15 protein-coding genes are annotated in these 17,973 nt (G+C 73.2%); 10 read left to right on the top strand and 5 right to left on the bottom strand.

All coding sequences use genetic code 11. From position 1 onward, the window contains the following. Positions 1-103: 103 nt before the first annotated feature. The 3 genes from L6E12_RS26240 to L6E12_RS26230 are packed head-to-tail and all read right to left on the bottom strand — an operon-like array spanning position 104 to position 3,446. Entirely contained in the window at positions 104-1,099 is a 996-nt protein-coding gene (locus L6E12_RS26240; RefSeq protein WP_236230579.1) for a polyprenyl synthetase family protein, read from the bottom strand. After that, on the bottom strand, positions 1,096-2,076 hold the full coding sequence (locus L6E12_RS26235; protein ID WP_304523917.1) for a hypothetical protein: 981 nt from the start codon (positions 2,074-2,076) through the stop codon (positions 1,096-1,098). The genes L6E12_RS26240 and L6E12_RS26235 overlap by 4 nt, the downstream gene beginning before the upstream one ends. Beyond that, the gene (locus tag L6E12_RS26230) at positions 2,073-3,446 is read right to left on the bottom strand and encodes a cytochrome P450 (RefSeq protein WP_236230578.1); all 1,374 of its coding nucleotides are present in this window, start codon (positions 3,444-3,446) and stop codon (positions 2,073-2,075) included. Before L6E12_RS26230 ends, L6E12_RS26235 begins: the two co-directional genes overlap by 4 nt. Before the next feature lie 358 nt (positions 3,447-3,804). Between L6E12_RS26230 and L6E12_RS26225 the strand changes: the two genes are divergently transcribed. The 7 genes from L6E12_RS26225 (at position 3,805) to L6E12_RS26195 (ending at position 11,237) form a co-directional block, all read left to right on the top strand. Beyond that, positions 3,805-4,617 (top strand): PP2C family serine/threonine-protein phosphatase, encoded by an 813-nt coding sequence (locus tag L6E12_RS26225; protein ID WP_236230577.1) that lies wholly within the window; start codon positions 3,805-3,807, stop codon positions 4,615-4,617. Between the two features lie 208 nt (positions 4,618-4,825). Then, positions 4,826-5,548, top strand: a complete 723-nt coding sequence (locus tag L6E12_RS26220; RefSeq protein WP_236230576.1) for a DUF2306 domain-containing protein — start codon at positions 4,826-4,828, stop codon at positions 5,546-5,548. Positions 5,549-5,599: 51 nt separating this feature from the next. Continuing rightward, entirely contained in the window at positions 5,600-6,100 is a 501-nt protein-coding gene (locus L6E12_RS26215) for a (2Fe-2S)-binding protein (protein WP_236230575.1), read from the top strand. Continuing rightward, entirely contained in the window at positions 6,097-7,101 is a 1,005-nt protein-coding gene (locus L6E12_RS26210; RefSeq protein WP_236230574.1) for a xanthine dehydrogenase family protein subunit M, read from the top strand. The genes L6E12_RS26215 and L6E12_RS26210 overlap by 4 nt, the downstream gene beginning before the upstream one ends. Beyond that, complete coding sequence (locus L6E12_RS26205; RefSeq protein WP_236230573.1) at positions 7,098-9,179, top strand: molybdopterin cofactor-binding domain-containing protein; 2,082 nt, start codon at positions 7,098-7,100, stop codon at positions 9,177-9,179. The genes L6E12_RS26210 and L6E12_RS26205 overlap by 4 nt, the downstream gene beginning before the upstream one ends. A gap of 199 nt (positions 9,180-9,378) precedes the next feature. Next, on the top strand, positions 9,379-10,596 hold the full coding sequence (locus L6E12_RS35540; protein WP_236230572.1) for a cytochrome P450: 1,218 nt from the start codon (positions 9,379-9,381) through the stop codon (positions 10,594-10,596). A 41-nt stretch (positions 10,597-10,637) separates the two neighbouring features. Beyond that, positions 10,638-11,237, top strand: a complete 600-nt coding sequence (locus L6E12_RS26195; protein WP_236230571.1) for a phosphoribosylanthranilate isomerase — start codon at positions 10,638-10,640, stop codon at positions 11,235-11,237. Between the two features lie 617 nt (positions 11,238-11,854). On the opposite strand, the gene L6E12_RS26190 is transcribed toward L6E12_RS26195, so the two are convergent. Together L6E12_RS26190 and L6E12_RS26185 are read right to left on the bottom strand one after the other, a co-directional pair. Next, positions 11,855-13,120 (bottom strand): hypothetical protein, encoded by a 1,266-nt coding sequence (locus L6E12_RS26190; RefSeq protein WP_236230570.1) that lies wholly within the window; start codon positions 13,118-13,120, stop codon positions 11,855-11,857. A gap of 140 nt (positions 13,121-13,260) precedes the next feature. Beyond that, complete coding sequence (locus L6E12_RS26185; protein ID WP_308075317.1) at positions 13,261-14,502, bottom strand: lipase family protein; 1,242 nt, start codon at positions 14,500-14,502, stop codon at positions 13,261-13,263. 419 nt (positions 14,503-14,921) lie between these two features. Between L6E12_RS26185 and L6E12_RS26180 the strand changes: the two genes are divergently transcribed. The 3 genes from L6E12_RS26180 to L6E12_RS26170 are packed head-to-tail and all read left to right on the top strand — an operon-like array spanning position 14,922 to position 17,949. Beyond that, positions 14,922-16,523 (top strand): PP2C family protein-serine/threonine phosphatase, encoded by a 1,602-nt coding sequence (locus tag L6E12_RS26180; RefSeq protein WP_236230569.1) that lies wholly within the window; start codon positions 14,922-14,924, stop codon positions 16,521-16,523. After that, positions 16,520-17,602 carry a B12-binding domain-containing protein gene (locus tag L6E12_RS26175; protein WP_236230568.1) on the top strand — a complete coding sequence of 361 codons (1,083 nt, stop codon included), beginning with the start codon at positions 16,520-16,522 and terminating at the stop codon, positions 17,600-17,602. Before L6E12_RS26180 ends, L6E12_RS26175 begins: the two co-directional genes overlap by 4 nt. Next, entirely contained in the window at positions 17,599-17,949 is a 351-nt protein-coding gene (locus L6E12_RS26170; RefSeq protein WP_236230567.1) for an STAS domain-containing protein, read from the top strand. Before L6E12_RS26175 ends, L6E12_RS26170 begins: the two co-directional genes overlap by 4 nt. Positions 17,950-17,973 lie beyond the last annotated feature (24 nt).

Genomic DNA, 17,973 nt, shown 5'->3' with positions numbered 1-17,973 from the left:
CCGCGCCGGGCCGTCGGGTGACCAGTGGGGCGCGCTGTCGTTGACGCTGTCGACGAACCGTTCGAACCACGCGTCGCGGCAGCAGAGCGATCGCTTGGTGCGGTCAGTGGTCCCGGTCCACCACCGACGCGGCCAGGGCGCGCAGGTGCGTGTGGGCGGCCGGGTCGAGGTCCAGGTCCTCCAGGTGCGACCAGGCCAGGTCGAGCCTGCGCGCCGCCTCGGCCTCGGTGGCCGCTCGGCCGCCCGCCTCCTCGACCAGCGCGCTCGCCCGCGCCACGTCCGACTCCGACAGCGGGGCCGCGTAGAGCCGGGCCAGTTCGCGTGCGGCCGGGCCGTCGGCGGCGAGCGCGGCCACGACCGGGGCGCTCTGCTTGTGCGCGCGCAGGTCCGCGCCCGCGGGTTTGCCGGTCACCGCGGGGTCGCCCCAGATGCCCAGGAGGTCGTCGGTCAGTTGGAAGGCCACACCCAGGTGGGTGCCGAAGGCGTCGAAGCGGGGCTGCCAGTCCGGTCGGGCGACGCCGAGGCGGCAGGCGGCGCCGAGCAGCACGCCCGTCTTGCCGACGATCATGCCGGTGCTCTCCGCGACCCCCACCCTGGCCAGCCGCTCGAACCGCAGGTCGTCCTCCTGCCCTCGGGCCAGCAGTCGCAGCGTCGTGGCCAGGTGCGCGACGTCGGCGACCGGGGCCGAGGTGGCGAGCGCCTCGAAGGCCAGCGCGATCAGCGCGTCCCCGGCCAGGATCGCCGCGGGCACCCCGAAGCGGGCCCACAGCGTCGGGCGGTGCCTGCGCTCGCGGTCGCCGTCCATGATGTCGTCGTGGACCAGGGAGGCGTTGTGCAGCAGTTCCACCGCCACCGCGGCGGGGACCACCCCGGCCGGGTCGGCGCCGGTCGCCGCCGCGCAGAGCAGGGTGAACACCGGCCGGACCAGTTTGCCGCCGACGGTCCCGGTGGGGGTGCCGTCCGCGGTGCAGAGGCCCAGTTGGTAGCCGCAGGTGGTGCTCAGGTGCCCGCCCAACCGCGCCGTCCACCGGTGCAGCGCCGGGGTGAGGAGGGCGCGCGCCGACAGCACCGCCGACGGCAGCCCGACAGCGGTGGTCACGGCCGCCTCCCCACCAGTTCCGACTCCACGTAGGAGCCGACAGCGGCGTCCCGGTAGCGCCGGGTGCGCGCCGACCAGTCGAGGTTGCCGCGCATCCACGACCGCATCCCCGCCAGGCACCCGGCCACCTCCGGACCGCCCACCGCCGCGGCCGCCCGTTCCAACCGCAGGTAGTCCGCCACCCGCTGCACAACCCGCTCGGTGACCAGTTCCAGCGCCTCGGCCACGCCGATGCCGCGGCCGTGCCGCACGACGGCCACCAGGTTGTGGCACTCGCCGAGCGAGACCTCCTTGTCGTGGGAGTACAGGTCGTTGGTCCAGCACACCACGTCGCACGCCGCGCGCAGGGCCGCCTCGAATCGCTCGTCGGCGTAGGCCGCCCCGGGCACCTCGCCCGCCCCGACGACCTCCACCAGGTCCAGGCACACGTAGATCGCCCCGGTGTGCCGCCGCCGCTCCACGTAGGTCTGTTCGTCCGGCACGCTCCCGCGCGCCCGGTTGTCGGCCTCCCACCCGGCCGCCATCCCGCCCGCGACGACGTGGTCGACGAACCGCTGCCGCCACGCCGCGCCCGCCGGGTCCGCGGTGCGCCGCCACAGGTCGGCCAGCGCGCCGACCAGGGCGGGCGCGTCCGGGGGCGGCGGGGTTCCGCGCAGCACGTCGAACATCATCGCCAGCAGCTCACCCGTGCGGCCGGGGTCGCGGCCGAGCAGGCCGTCGTCGAGCTGGTCGTCGAGCAGGAACAGCCAGGCGAACCAGTCCGCGACCAGGCACAGCCCGGTCTCGTCCGCGCCCGGGTGGGTCACCGCGGCGAACCACCCGAAGTCGGCGGCGGTGAACCGCTCGCGCGCCTGCGGTCGCAGCACGACGCCCTGCTCGGTGACCCACCGGTCCAGGTGGGCGCTCGCGGCGGCGACGTGCGGGTTGCACTCCGGGGGGATCGGCGCGAAAGCCGCCCACAGTCTGTCGGTGTTCATCGGCGGGTCACCCGGACGTGCACGCCGCCCTTGGGCTGCAACGTGATCAGCGGTGAGATCTCCACGTCGGGCAGCTCCGGGGGTACCTCGATCCGGTAGCGCTGCACCATCATCGCCAGGATCACCGTCAACTCCGTGCGGGCGAAGTGCTTGCCGATGCAGTTGCGCGGCCCCGCCCCGAACGGCAGGTACGCCGACTTGGGCCGGGCGGCGACCGCCTCCGGCCGGAACCGCTCCGGGTCGAAGGCTTCCGGGTCCGCCCAGAACTCCGGGTGCCGGTGCAGCGTGTAGACGTTGAGGTAGATGTCCGACCCGGCGGGGATGGCGAACCCGCCGATCTCGTCGTCGCCGATGGCCCGCCGCATCGTCTGCCACGAGGGGCTGTAGAGCCGCAGCATCTCGTCGACGACCATCCTGGTGTAGCCCAGCTCGGCGAGGTCGTCGAACCCCGGGGCGCGCCCGCCGAGCACCCGGTCGACCTCCTCGTGCAACCGCTCCTGCACGTCCGGGTGCTTGCCGACCAGGTAGGACAACCAGGACACGGAGTTCGACGTCGTCTCGTAGCCGCCGATGATCAGGTTGAGCACTTCCCGGTGGAGCTGGGTGCGGGACATGTGCTCGTCGGTCTCGTCGTAGGTGGCCGCCATCAGCGCGGCGAGCAGGTCGTGGTGCTCCTCCCCGGTCGCGTCCCGCTCGGCGATGACCTCGTCGACGTAGCCGTCCATCTGCCGGATGATCTGCCGCAGCCGGTTGTGCTTGCGGGTGGGCCAGCTCAGCGGCGGCACCGGGAACCGGAAGTAGTCCCCGGCGATGGTGTTGGCCTCCAGGAACATCCCCTCGATGACGTCCCCCCGGTCGCCGACCCGGGCCCCGAACAGCGAGCGGAACACGATCCGCATGGCAAGCTGCCCCAGTTCGGTGCTGACGTTGACGATGTCGCGCGGACCGTACTGGCCGTCCCAGCGGTCGAGCATGACCGCCGACTCCTCGGTCATGTTCCGGACGAACCCGGCGATCTGCGGCCGGTGGAACGACGGCTGCATGAGCCGCCGCTGCCGCCGCCACGGTTCCCCGCCGACCACGCCGATCAGCCCGCCGCGCAGGATCGGGTCGACCGTGCGGAACAGGAAGGCGTCCTTGTCGTAGTTCCCGTGGTTGCGCACCAGCACGTGTTCGAAGTGCGCGGGGTGGTTCACCAGCGCCATCCGCATGCCCAGCATCCGGATCCAGGCGATGTCCCCGTGCTTGACGATCACCTCGGACAGGAAGTCGACCTGCCTGCCCGCGCGCAGCGCCAGCACCCCGCGCACCTGCTCGCCGAACCCCAGGCTGGGCACCTGCCGCGCGCCCGCCACCGCACTCGCTGCCATCCCGCCGCACTCCTCCCGCTCGCAGAACCGTTGCCAGGCGCGGAAAGCGCCGAGCCGGTCCCCGACGCGAGCGACGCTACCGGTTGCCCCCGACCTTGGTAATCCTCCGAATGCCCTCTGCCGCAACGGTTTCGAAGTGACAGTCGCGGCCGGAACGCACACCCCCCGGCAAACGTGCGTCCCGGCGGACAAGGGTTCGCGCGTTTCGCTCACCGGTCGACGAAAGCCGAAATTCGCTGAGCCCAACTCATCATTCGCCGCCGCGTGCCCACTTCACAGGATGGCCGCACCGAAATCACAGGAGAACCACAGGATGCGGGAGCACCGTGGAGGACACCACCCGAAGAGGAGGCCCGCGATGCTCAGCAGCACGATCGCCCGGACGGCCAGCAGCCGGGGTGAGCGCACCGTGAACGCGGACGCCGTGGCCTCTTCCCCCGACCCCCGCACCGGCCGGGTCCGCTACGCCCTCGCCGACGGGGTGGGCGACGACCTGGGCGCGGCCCGCGCCGCTCGGCTGGCCGCCGCCGCGGCGGTCCGCTCGGGCCTGGGCGCGGTCGAAGCCGTCCTCGCCGCCCAGGCCGCGGTGCGCGGGGCGGGGTCCGGCGACTGCGTCCTGGTCGTCGCGGTCCCCGACGCGGACGGCTACGACATCGCCTGGGTCGGCGACGCCCGCGCCTACGCCTGGACCGCCGGTGGCCTGCGCGCGCTCACCACCGACCACACCCTCGCCCAGTACTTCCGCGACCACGGCACCCCGGTCACGCCCCGGATGGAACACCTGGTGACCACCAGCGTCCGCACGGTCGAGCCGCACCGCGTCGGCACCGCCCGCGTCGGCGAACCCGCCTCCCTGCTGCTGACCAGCGACGGTGTCCACAAGGCCCTGGGCGACGCGGTGATGGCCCAGCTCCTGCGGTACTCGGCCGACGCCGCCACGGCCCTGGTCGAGGCGGCCACCGCGGCGGGCACCTCGGACAACGCCACCGCGCTGGTCGTGCACTGCGCCGAGCGCCCCACCACCACCCTGCCCGACCGCGCCCCCGACCTCAGCACCGCCGCGCTGCCGGTCCCCACGGTCCCGGTCGCCACGCTGCCGGTCGCCACGCCGCCGGTCGCCACGCCGCCGATCGCCACGCTGCCGGTCGCCACAGTCCCCATGGCCGCCTGACCGCCGAGCCACCCGAGGTCTTCACCCTCCCGGAGAGCCACATCCCGGGAGGGTGAAGCGCTTGCGCACCAGCAAATGGAGCAACGCGGAACCACCGCCCGGCAGCGGGTGGTAGGGCCACCCCCACCCCGCACCCGGTGGCGCGCTCCATGTCCGCGCCGGTCGGATCGCCCTAGCTTTTCCCCACAGGCAATCACGAGGGGGAACCATGGCGGTCACCGAACCACGTCCGAAAACCCCACCCGCGCCGGTGCCGTGGTGGCGGCGCCCGTGGGTGGCGCCGCTGGCGGCGTTGATCCTGGTGTTCTTCGCCATGTCCCTGCCCCGGTACGCCACCCTCGACCCGGCGCTGTCGCGGGTGCCGCCGGTCGAGGGCTTCGCGTTGCACTACCCGCTGCTGGTCGCGCACATCCTGTTCGGCACCGTCGCGATGGTGACCGGGTTCCTCCAGGTCTGGCCGTGGTTCCGCCGCCGCTTCCCGGCCGCGCACCGCCACGTGGGCCGGGTCTACGTCTTCGGCGGGGTGCTGCCCGCCGGGCTCGCCGGGCTGGTGGTCGGGGCGGTGTCGCCGTTCGGGCCCGTCACCCGCGTCAGCAACGTCGTGCTCGCCGTGCTGTGGTTGGCCTTCACCGCCGTCGGCCTGCGCCGCATCCGGCAGCGCCGCCACGCCGAGCACCGGGTGTGGATGCTGCGCAGTGTGACCCTCACCATGTCGATCATCTTCAACCGGGTGGTCGGCATGGTGGTGGGCCCGCTGCTCGGTCCGCGCGTGGACACCCTGTTCGGCGGCAGTGAACTGGCCATGATGCAGACCGTGGCGCTGTTGAGCGCCTGGCTGGGCTGGGTGGTGCCGCTGGCGGCGGTGGAGTGGTGGCTGCGGCGGGGTTCGCGCAGGGCACAATCACAGATGCGGCAAACGGGTCGCGTCTGAACCCGGGCCGGTCCATGATCGTGTCCCCGGTGCGGAATCGGAAGGGCACCCATGGAAGCGGACATCACCCTGCGGGTGGACGGCGAGGACCGGAAGGTCACCGTCGACACCCGCACCACCCTGCTGGACGCGCTGCGCGACCGGCTCGGGGTCACGGCCCCCAAGAAGGGCTGCGACCACGGGCAGTGCGGGTCGTGCACGGTCCTGGTGGACGGCAGGCGGGTGGTGAGCTGCCTGTCGCTGGCGGTGGCCCGCGACGGCGCCGAGGTCACCACGGCCGCGGGCCTGGCCGACGCGGACGGGCCGCACCCGGTGCAGCGCGCGTTCGTCGCCAACGACGCCCTGCAGTGCGGTTTCTGCACCCCGGGGCAGGTCTGCTCCGCTGTCGGGGTGCTCGCCGAGGTCAAGGCGGGCTGGCCCAGCGCGGTCACCGAGGGCGACGCCGCCCCCAAGCTGACCGACGCCGAGGTCCGCGAGCGGATGAGCGGCAACCTGTGCCGCTGCGGCGCCTACCCCGGCATCGTGGCCGCCATCCGCGAGGTGGGCGCGTGAAGCCGTTCGCCTACCGGCGCGCGACCGACGCCCGCTCCGCCGTGGCCACCGTCGCCGCCGACCCTGCCGCCGCCTTCCTCGCGGGCGGCACGAACCTGGTCGACCACCTCAAGCTCGGCGTGGCCAGCCCCTCACTGCTGGTCGACGTCTCCGACCTCGCCGCCGACCTGGTCGAGCACCTGCCCGACGGCGGGCTGCGGATCGGCGCGGGCACCCGCAACAGCGACCTCGCCGCGCACCCGGTCGTCCGCGCGCACTACCCGCTGCTGTCGGAGGCGCTGCTGTCCGGCGCGTCCGGCCAACTGCGCAACGCGGCCACCACCGCCGGGAACCTGCTCCAGCGCACCCGCTGCGGCTACTTCCGCGACACCACCGCGCCGTGCAACAAGCGCGAGCCCGGCTCGGGTTGTCCCGCCGTCGAAGGCCACAACCGCCACCACGCGATCCTGGGCGCCTCCCCGGACTGCGTGGCCACCCACCCGTCCGACCTGGCCGCCGCGATGGTCGCCCTCGACGCCACCGCCGTCGTCCTCGGCCCCGACGGTGAGCGCCGGGTGCCGATCGGCGGGCTGTACCGGCTGCCCGGCGACGACCCCACCCGCGACACCGTGCTCGCGCACGGCGAGCTGATCACCGCGGTGGAGCTGCCCGCCCCGTTCGGCGGCCGGGCCCGCTACCGCAAGGTGCGCGACCGCGCGTCGTTCGCCTTCGCCCTGGTCTCGGTGGCCGCCGCGGTGCGGATGCACGACGGCGTCGTGGAGGACCTGCGGCTGGTCTTCGGCGGCCTCGCGCACCGCCCGTGGCGCGCGGCGCACGCCGAGGACGCGCTGCGCGGCTCCGCCCCCACCGAGGTCGCCCTGCGCGCCGCCGCGGACGCCGAACTGCTGGACGCGCGCACCCTGTCCGGCAACGGGTTCAAGGTCCCGCTGGCCCGCAACACCCTGGTCTCGGTGCTGCGCGAGCTGACCGACGTGGCCGCCGAACCGGAGGACGACGCGTGACCGACCAGCTCACCCCGGACGCCATCGGCCGCGACGTCGCCAGGGCCGACGGACCGCTCAAGGTCCTCGGTGCCGCGCCGTACGCCTACGACCAGCCGCTCACCGACCCGCTGTACCTGTGCACCGTGGACGCCACCGTGGTCCGCGGGCGGGTCACCGCCGTCGACGCGAGCGCCGCGCTGGCCATGGACGGCGTGGAACTGGTGCTGACGCACGAGAACGCCCCCGAGGTCTCGACCGAGGACGGCGAACTGCGCGTCCTGCAATCGCCGGAGGTCCACTTCCGCGGCCAGGTCGTCGCCGCCGTGGTCGCCACCACCACCGAGGTCGCCGCCGCGGCGGCCGGGGCCATCGTGGTCACCTACGACACCGAGCCGTTCTCCGTCACCGCCGAGTCGGACCCGGCCGGGTCGTACGCACCGGAGAAGGTCAACGCCGGGTACCCCACCGACACCGACGAGGGCGACCTCGACGCCGCCATGGCCGCGGCGGCGTTCACCGTCGACGAGGAGTACACGACCGCCCGCACCCACAACAACCCGCTGGAGCCGCACACCACCGTCGCCACCTGGACCGGCGAGGACCTGCACGTGTTCGAGGCCAGCCAGTCCGTCTTCGGCGCCCGCCGGGTGCTGGCGGGGGTCTTCGGCCTCGACCCCGAGCGGGTCCGCGTCACCTGCCCGTACGTCGGCGGCGGGTTCGGCTCGAAGGGCTCACCGCACGCGGGTGCCGTCGTCACCGTGATGGCCGCCAGGATGCTGCCCGGTCGGCCGGTGAAGTTCGCGCTGACCCGCAGGCAGATGTTCCGCCTGGTCGGCTACCGCCCGCGGATGACCCAGCGGGTCCGGCTGGCCGCCGCGGCCGACGGCACCCTGACCGGCCTCGGCGTGGACGTGGTGCAGGAGTCCGCGCGGATCAAGGAGTACGCGGAGCAGACGGCGGTGGCGGCGCGGATGATGTACGCCGCCCCGAACCGCCGCACCAGCCACCGCCTGACCCCGCTCGACATCCCGGTGCCGAGGTGGATGCGCGCCCCCGGCGAGGCCCCGGGCATGTTCGCGCTGGAGACCGCGATCGACGAACTGGCGGCGCGGGTGGGCATCGACCCGGTCGCGCTGCGGGTGCGCAACGAACCGGAGCGCGACCCGGCCACCGGCAAGCCGTTCTCCAGCCGCCACCTGGTCGACTGCCTGCACGAGGGCGCGGACCGCTTCGGCTGGTACGACCGGGACCCGCGCCCGCGCTCGCGCCGGGTCAACGGCTGGTTGGTCGGCTACGGCGTCGCCGCCTCCACCTACCCGGCCTACCGGATACCCGGCAACTCCGCCGTCGTCCGCTACACCGCCGACGACCGCTACCGGGTGGAGATCGGCGCCTCCGACCTGGGCACCGGCGCCTGGACCGCCCTCGCCCAGATCGCCGCCGACGCCCTGGGCGTCCCCCAGGGGGCGATCGACCTGGCCATCGGCGACACCCGGCTGCCGCGCGCCAGCGTCGCGGGCGGCTCCTCCGGCACCGCCTCCTGGGGCACCGCGATCGTCGAGGCCGCCCGCGCCTTCCGCGACAAGTTCGGCCGGGACCCCGAACCCGACGACGAGGTCCTCGCCGACGCCCCGGAGAACACCGCCGCCAGGGACTTCGCCCTCCACGGCTACGGCGCGCAGTTCGCCGAGGTCCGGGTGCACGAGGACACCGGGGAGATCCGCGTCCACCGGCTCTACGGCATGTTCGACGCGGGGCGGGTCATCAACCCGCGCACCGCCCGCTCCCAGCTCGTCGGCGGCATGACCATGGGCCTGTCGATGGCGCTGCACGAGGACAGCGTCATGGACACCACCCTCGGCCACACCGCCAACCCCGACCTCGCCGAGTACCACATCGCGGCGAACGCCGACGTCCACGACATCCGCGCGGACTGGCTCGGCATCCCCGACGAGCGGCTCAACCCGATGGGCAGCAAGGGGATCGGTGAGATCGGCATCACCGGCACCGCCGCCGCGATCGCCAACGCCACCCACCACGCCACCGGCGTCCGGGTGCGCGAACTCCCGATCACCCTGGACAGGTTCCTCCGCTGAAACCCCCGGCCCCGCCCTGCTCGGTCCACCGTGGACTGGGCAGGGCGGGGCCGGTTCGCGCGCGGTCTGATCAACCGAGGCCGATTGTTGTCAGCCTAGTGAGTGAATTTCGGTCGATTTGCTCATCAAGTGCACACTTCCTGCCGAAAACACACGAGGATGCGAAGAACGATCTTCGCCCGCGTGCAGGAGGAGAGCCGTGCAGACGACCGTCACCCGACCGTTGGACGACACCGGGTGGTGCCGCTCGCTGACCCCGGCCGACCCGGCTCGACCGGACGCCGGGGTGTACCGGATGGAGCTGGTCAGCGGCGTGCGGGTCTGGGTGGTCGCAGGCTACGACCGGGCCCGCGCGGCGCTCGCCGACCCCCGGCTGAGCAAGGACGTCACCGGCCTGACCCGGATCATGACCGGGCACCTCGCCGCGATCGGCGCCGACACCGAGCTCAGCGGCATGTACAGCCCGCACATGCTGTTCCAGGACGGCGTCGAGCACACCAGGCTGCGCGGCCTGGTCAGCACCGAGTTCACCCGCGCCAGGGTCGACGCCCTGCGGCCCAGGGTCGCCGGGATCGTCGCCGGGCTGCTGGACCCGCTGCCCGTCGACGAACCGGTCGACCTCGTCGACGCGCTGGCCTACCCGCTGCCGATCCGGGTCATCTGCGACCTGCTCGGCGTCCCGGAGGCCGACCAGGACCGGCTGCGCGGCCTCACCGAGGCGCTGATGGACGACGACAACGCCCGCAACGTCCCCGCCTCGCACGAGCTGCACGGCTACTTCACCGACCTGTTCGCCGCCCGCCGCGCGGAACCGGGCACCGACCTGCTCTCCGCCCTGCTCGACCCGGCCAACGCCGACCGCCTCACCCCCGACGAGCTGATGGCCACGGTCTTCCTGCTGTTCGTGGCGGGCCACGAGACCTCCACCAACCTCATCGGCAACGCCATCCGCTGGCTGCTCGAAGACCGGGACCGCTGGCGTGCCCTCGGCGCGGACCCGGCCCTGGCCCCCCGCGCGCTGGAGGAGGTCCTCCGCTTCGACTCCCCGGTGCGCATGTCCACCCACCGCTTCACCGCCGAACCGGTCGAGTACGGGGGCACCACCATCCCCGCGGGCGAGATCGTCATGGTCTGGCTGCACGACAGCAGCCGCGACGAGTCCAGGTTCACCGACGCCACCCACTTCGACCCCGACCGCCGCGACGCCGCCGCCCACCTCGGCTTCGGGTACGGCCCGCACTACTGCCTCGGCGCCCCGCTCGGCCGGATGGAGGCGCTGGCCGCCCTCACCCACCTCGCCCGCCACCACCCGGACGCCCGGCTGGCCGTCCCCGGGGGCGACCTGGTCCGGCAGCAGAGCGCGATCATGAACGGGTACCGCGCCCTCCCGGTCGTCCTCGGCCCCCGGGTGGGCTGATCCCCGCCACCCGGGTCCACCGCTGCGGCTACGCTCGGTGCGTGTTCATCAAGGTGTGCGGCCTCCGCACCGAGGCCGATGTGGCGACCGCGGCGGAGGCGGGCGCGGACGCGGTCGGCTTCGTCTTCGCCGCCAGCCCCCGCCGGGTCGACGAACCCACCGCCCGCAGGCTGGTGGCGGCTGCTCCGCCGTCGGTGCTCACGGTGGGGGTGTTCAAGGACATGCCTCCCGCCGAGGTCGCGGTACTGGCCCGCGCCACTGCCGTCGGCGCTGTCCAGCTCCACGGCGACTACCCGCGGTCGGCTTTCGACGAACTGCTGGAGCAGGGGTTCCGCCTGATCCGCGCCACCGCGCTGACCTCGGCGACCGACGTCACCACGGGGGCGTACGGCGAGGACATGCTGCTCCTCGACTCCCCGGTGGCGGGGTCTGGCGAGCGGTGGGATCTGGCGGCGCTGGTCGGCCGTCCTCCCACCGGTGACTGGCTGCTGGCGGGTGGGTTGAGTCCGGACAACGTGCGGGCTGCGGTTGCCGAGGTCGCGCCTTGGGGCTTGGACGTGTCCAGTGGGGTGGAGTCCAGTCGTGGTGTGAAAGACCACGGGCGGATTCGCGCTTTTCTGGCTGCTGCTCGCGCTGCTTGAATCTCGCGGCTTTTGCGCGTTGGAGCGCGGTTCTGGCGTGGTGCCTCGGGTGGGTCCGCTTCGCCGGGATCGCTTCGTGTGGCTCAAAAGCCGGGATTTTGTCGCTGGTGCCCGGGTGGGTGGATCCGCTTGGGCGGGGCCCCTACAGCGATCATGCGCCCAGTGTGACCGAGTGGGGCTGAAGAGATGCCCCACAGCCCAGGCAGGCTTGCACATGATCGCTCCCCCCACCCAAGCACATCCACCCACCCGGGCCTCTGCGTAGCCGGGCCGGCGGTTTTCGGGGTGGCTGGCAGCTGCGCCGCTGACGGCTCGGGGTGGCTGGCCGTCAGGCCGGCGGTTGGCAGGGTGGTCGGCGGCTGCGCATTGTGGGGTTTCGGGTGGCCGGTCGCCAGAGTGGTGGTTGCGGGGGTGGTCGGCGGCTGGATCGGTGGTGTTCCGGGTGCCTGGTGGGTGGGTCTGTGGTTGGCGGGGTGGCTGGTTTCGCTGCGCCTGGGGGCGGGGTGGCTGGTCGCTGGGTCGCTGGTTTGGGGTGGTGCGCGGCTGCGCCGGTGGGGAGTGCAGGGGCGGGTAGTCGAGCAGTCGGGGGGTGTGATCGGGTCGGTGGTGGGTGGGCTCTAGGTGGACCTCCGGTGGTGGGACTGATCCGCGCACTCGTGGGTGATGTGCAGTGCGGTGCGGCGGGCGAGGGCGGCCTCCGCGTGGTCGCCCGCGCGGGCGAGGACGCGGGCCAGGGATCGCCACGCGGTGGTCTCGGCGGTGGGGTCGCCCAGTTCCCGGTGCAGTTCGATGGCTGTGCGGTGGACCGCCGCGGCTTCGGTGAGGTGGTCCGCGGTCTCCAGCAGGTGGGCCAGGCGGGTGTTGGCGTGTGCTTCGGCGGGGCGGTTGCCGGATTCGGCGTGGTGGTGGGTCGCCGTGGCGGCCAGGTCCAGGGCTTCGGGGAGTGCGCCGTCGGTGGCCAGGACTTCGGCCAGGGCCAGTGCGGCGGTTCCGGCGCCGTCGTGGTCGCCGAGGGTGCGCAGGGTTGTCAGGGCTGCGCGGTGGGCGGTTGCCGCGTCGGTGGGGCGGTGGTGGGCCAGGAGGGTGTGGCCGAGGTGGTGGCGGGTCAGGGCTTCGGCGCGGTGGTCGCCGAGGGTGTGGAAGTGGTGGAGGGCGCGGTGGTGGTGGGTGAGGGCCGTGGTGAGGTCGCCGGTGTCGGCGGATACCGCTGCCAGGCCCGCGAAGGCCGTCGCGGCTGCGTGGTGGTCGCCGTGGCGTTGGGCGGTGCGCAGGGCTGCCGCGTGTTCGCCTGCCGCCGCCGAGTAGTGGTGGTGTGTTCTGAGGGTGGTGCCGAAAGCGTTGTGCGCGAACGCGTTGTCGGTCAGGTCCAGGGCGCGGCGGTGTGCTGATTCCGCTTCGTCGAGGCGGTGGGTGGTGGCCAAGGCCGTGCCCAGGGTGGTCAACGCTGTGGCGGACCGGGTCAGCGGGGTCAGCGCACCGATGGCTTCGAGTGGGCGGTGCAGGCGTAGGAGTGCTTCCGCCGAACCGATTTCCGCCTCGGTGGTCGGTTGGCCGGACGAGCGCAGCCACCCCCTGGCCAGGCGGTGCGCGGTCAGGCCCTCCTCCGGTCGGCACGCCCCGGTCAACGCCGAACCCCAGCCCACCGCCGCCCGGCCCCGGTCGGCTCCGCGCAACGCCGGGACCGCCCGCGCGTAGACCTCGGCCGCGTCCGCGAACCGCCACCACCGTGCGTGGATCGCACCCAGCTCCGCGAGTGCCGCTCCGCCCGGGTTCCGCGCGCACCGCCGCACGGCCTCGTCGACCTCCGCCGCGACCCGGGCGGGTACGTCGGCCAGCGCGCACGGCGCACCCACCGCGCTCCGCTTCCGCGACATCCACGTCATGGCGGCACCCCCGACCACCCCAGTATCGGCGGCGCTCCCACTCCGGACAAGAGGGCACCCCAGGTGCCGACCCGTGGGCAAAAACGGGCGCCCCACGGGAAAAGATCTCCCGTGGGGCGCCCGTCGAAGCGGGGGAGCGGTCAGCAGTTGCTGGGGGCTGTCTTGCCCGCGAATCGGTCTTTGATCCATTTTCCGGCGTCGGCGTTGCCTGCGAAGATGCCGGAGAGGTGGTCGGAGATGTAGGTGTTCCACTGCTCGGTGACTCCGGCGGCGCAGTAGGACCTGTGCAGTGCGTCGCCCTGGGGGGTGTTGACGATTTCGTCGGTGGAGGCGTGGTACTGCAACACCGGCACCCTGGGTGGGTTCTGTCCGAGCTTGTTCTGTGCCAGTCGGGCCTGCCACTTGGGGTCGTTGAGGGGGTTGGAGGTGGTGTAGCCGGCGATGGTCTTGAACGGGTAGTTCACCAGCAGCTCGACCACGCAGGCGTTCTGCTTGGCGTCGGCGAGGTCTTTGCGGCCGGTGTCGTTGAGGTAGGAGTCGAGCTGCAGCTCGGGGTAGGTGTTGTCCAGGCCGACCGCGGCGAAGGCGAGGAACCCGAAGCCCAGGTACCCGTCGAGGCCCTTGGCGACCTCGGTCAGGTCCGCGGGGACACCGCCGGCCACCACACCGACGAGGTTGAGGTCGGGGGCGTAGGAGGGTTGCTTCTCCGCGGCCCACAGTGCACCGCCGCCGCCCTGGGAGTACCCCTGGAAGATGACCTTGGCGTCGGCGCTGAGCTTGGTCTGCGGCAGGCGTTGTGCGGCGCGCACCGAGTCGATGACCGCCGGGCCCATGGACTGGCCCACGATGTAGGTCGGCTTGTTCGCCGCACCCGGGCGGTAGCCCTCGTAGTCGGTGACCGCGACGGCGTAGCCGGCGCTGATGGAGTCGTTGATGGCGGGCTGGTCGTAGAGGGTGCCGCGCTCGATGGCCTTCGACGGCGTGCACTTGAACGCCGGACCCTGCGTACCCACCGCATAGCCGACGATCGGCGCCTTCGTGGTGTCGGCGAACTTCGGCGTGAGGATCGTGCCGGTCACCGCATTCCGTTCGCCCAAGGCGTTCGTGGACAGGTACATGACCTGCCAGGCGTTGGCGTTGAGCGCGTTCAGCGGCGGGATGGTGGGGCGCCAGCGGATGACGTCGCCGGGCTCGCCTGCGGGCAGCGGGCTCGGCGGCTCGTAGAAGGCGTCGCCCGCGGGGCCGGGCAGGGCGGGCGCCGCGGCCTTGATCACTGCCGCCTCGGCGGGGGACTGGACCGTGCCGTTGACCACGACCACCGCGACGGCTCCCGCCACCACCGCGGCGACCGCGCTCGCGATCCGCCGGTGAGTTCTGGTCACCAATGACCTCCAGACAGGGAAAGGGATAGCCGTACTATCCGGATCTGCGTATCCCCAGGTCAACCATTGCCGGGGAAGTGCGGAAAAGATGTCGGCGGGTGCGGGTTCCGGCGGCCGGATTCACACTGCGCTGACGACTTCTGCGGGCCCTTTTCGGGTACTTCGACGTTCTTCACCCTGCTGGTCAGCGGCCTGCGACGGCCCTCGCTCCCGGCGGCGCCGTACGCCTTACCGCTGGTCGGCGTCGTGCCGTTGTGGCCGCGGGAGCGCGCCCGTGGGGGGTTGGCCGATTGCGCGATCAGTTGGTATGCTGGTGGATCCACTCCAGCAAGAACGCCGACCAAGATATGGCCTGTGCGATACTTGCCATGAGCCAACCAAGGTTCGAGTGAGTGGCGAAGAGGTGAAACGACTTCCCCGTGACTGAGCCACGACAGTCCACCCGCACAGCCCCCGTCTCGATCGACAAGGGTTGGTGGGGTGCTCCCTACCCGGCGGTGGTGCTGGACGGGAACGGCGCCCTGCTCGCTGCGAACGAGGTGGCGACCCTCCTCGTGCCCCCGGGCGACGCCGTCCCCGACTGGCTGGCCACCGCCTCCGCCGCGGACGGCCACGCCCACGGCGACGTCGGCGGGCGCGGCTTCGAAGCCCACCCGGTCCCGCACGGCGACGACGACAGCGTCACCTGGTGGTTGGTGGAGGACACCGACACCCGGCTGGCCATTGAGGCCCTGCGCGTCGAGCGGGAGCGCACCGCCCTGCTCAGCGACGTCTCCTCCGCGCTGCTGGCCTCCCTGAACCTCGACCGCTGCATGGACGTCACCGCCCGGCTCGCCGCCGAGCACCTCGCCGACGCCGCCGTGGTCATCGCCCCCGCCGCCCGGCACCGCTACCCCGCGGTGCTGTGCCTGCGCGGCGGGGACCCCGTCCGGACCCGGCTGCGCGTGCGGCCGGAGGACGTGCCCGGCCTGGCCGAGGCCCTGCAGGGCTTCCCGCCGGTGCCCTCGCGCTGGATCGACCCGGCGAGCACCCCCGACTGGCTGCGGCCGGACGGGTTCGGCGAGATCGGCTCGGTCGTGGTCACCCCGCTGCCCGGCCTCGGCGTGCCCGCGGGCGCGCTGGTGCTGCTGCGCCGCGCCGGGCAGCCCGCCTTCGACGAGGGGGAAGAGGTCTTCGCCCGGCTCTTCGCCGCCAGGGCGGGCGCGGCCATGTCCGCGGCGCGGATGTTCGCCCAGCAGAACTCGATCACCGAGACGCTGATGCGCGAACTGCTCCCGCCCACCCTGCACCAGGTGGGTGGCGTGGAGTTCGCGGGCCGCTACCGGGCCGCCCAGGACACCGAGCGGGTCGGCGGCGACTTCTACGACGTGCACCCGGCCGCCGACGCCGACGAGTCGCTGGCCGTGCTGGGCGACGTGTGCGGCAAGGGCCTGGAGGCCGCCGTCCTCACCGGCAAGATCCGCAACACCCTGCACGCGCTGCTGCCGATGTCCGGCGACCACCTGCGGGTGCTCAACCGGCTCAACGACACGCTGGTCCACCCGCACAGCACCCGCTTCGCCACCATGGTCCTCGCCTCGGTGCGCCGCGAGGGGGCGGGCGTGCGGCTGCGGCTGACCTGCGCGGGCCACCCGCCGCCGTTCATCGTGCGCGCCGACGGCCAGGTCGAGCAGACCTCCAGCCGGGGCAACCTGGTCGGTGTCATGCCCAGGATCGAGGCCACCAGCGCCACCGTGACCCTGGCCCCGGGGGAGACCTGCCTGCTGTTCACCGACGGCATCACCGAGGCCCACGGCGGGCCCCTCGGCGACGAGATGTTCGGCGAGGACCGGCTGCGCCGGGTGCTGGCCGACTGCGCGGGCATGCCCGCGGAAGCCATCGTGGAGCACGTCCAGATGCTCGCCGCGCAGTGGATCGGCGAGCGCCCGCACGACGACATGGCCGTGGTGGCCATCACCGCGCCTCGGGGTTCGCACCTGACCGCGGTCGGGGGGCACGGTCCCGGCAGGTACACCGCATGACGCAGACCGAACCTACCCGCATCGAACAGACCTCCGCCGAGCACGTCGAACGGCTGTGGGCCGCGGTGTGCGACCGCGACGAGCACGCCGCCGCCGAGGCCGTCACCGGTGCCGCCGCCGACGGGCTGCCGCCGGAGTCGGTCCTGCTCGACGTCATCGCCGCCGTGCAGCGCCGGGTCGGCCAGGAGTGGGCCGACAACCGGATCACCGTGGCCCAAGAGCACGCCGCGACCGCGATCAACGAGCGCGCCCTCGCCGCCTTGGCGCTCGCCGCCCCCACCCCGGCGCCGACCCTGGGCACGATCACCGTCGCCTGCGTGGACGGCGAGTGGCACGCCCTGCCCGCCCGCCTGCTGGCCGAGGTGCTGCGCCTGCGCGGCTTCCGCGTCGACTACCTCGGCGCACAGGTCCCGGCGCCGCACCTGATCACGCACCTGCACCGCACCGGCCCGGACGCGGTCGCGCTGTCCAGCTCGATCGCCACCCGGCTGCCGTCGGCGCACGCCACCATCACCGCCTGCCAGGCCGCGGGCACCCCGGTCATCGCAGGCGGCGCCGCCTTCGGCTCCGACGGCCGCTACGCCCGCCTCCTCGGCGCCGACGCCTGGGCCCCGGACGCCCGCACCGCCGCGGACCACCTCGCCCGCGCGCCGCTGAACCGCCCCGCCGGGGGCCACCAGCCCATCGACGACCTCCCGCACCTGGCCGACCAGGAGTACACGATGGTGTCACGCACCTCGGGTCAGTTGGTGAAGGCGATGCTGAGCGGCCTGGAGGAGACCATCCCGGCCATGCGCTCCTACACCGAGGCGCAGCGCGAGTACACCGCCCAGGACCTCGCCCACATCGTCGACTACCTCGGTACCGCCCTCTACGTGGACGACCCGGACCTGTTCACCGGCTTCCTGGACTGGACCGCGGGCATCCTCACCGCCCGCTCGGTCCCGGCCAGGTTCCTCGTCCCCGCCTTGGACCTGCTGGCGGCGGAGCTGCGCGACTTCCCCCGATCCACCGCCCTGCTGATGAAGGGCAGGGCCGCCCTGCCCGCCCACGACGTGCCCGGAGACCACGACCGATGACCCCCCGCCCCCTCACCACGAGCTGGACCGCCCCCGACCGCGACTCGGTCCGGGTGCGGTTGGACGGCGACCTCGACTTCGACACCGCCGACACCCTGCTGCGCGAGGTCATCGCCCGCCTGCCGAACACGCGGGCCCTGCACCTGGACATGTCGACCCTGGGCTTCTGCGACTCCTACGGCCTGTCCACCCTGTTGATGATCCGCCGCCACGCGGACGCCGCGGACGCCTGCCTGCACCTGGAGAACCGCCCCGCGGGCCTGGACCGCATCCTGCGGATCACCAACACCCTCAACCACCTCACCGGCACCACCGCCGAGGCCCACCAGCAGACACCGCAGCCGTGAGCGGGCAGGCCGTGCGGTGTGCCC

It is taken from the genome of Actinokineospora sp. PR83, assembly GCF_021056305.1.
GTDB classification, from domain to species: domain Bacteria; phylum Actinomycetota; class Actinomycetes; order Mycobacteriales; family Pseudonocardiaceae; genus Actinokineospora; species Actinokineospora spheciospongiae.
This window is presented reverse-complemented; position numbering and strand designations above follow the sequence as displayed.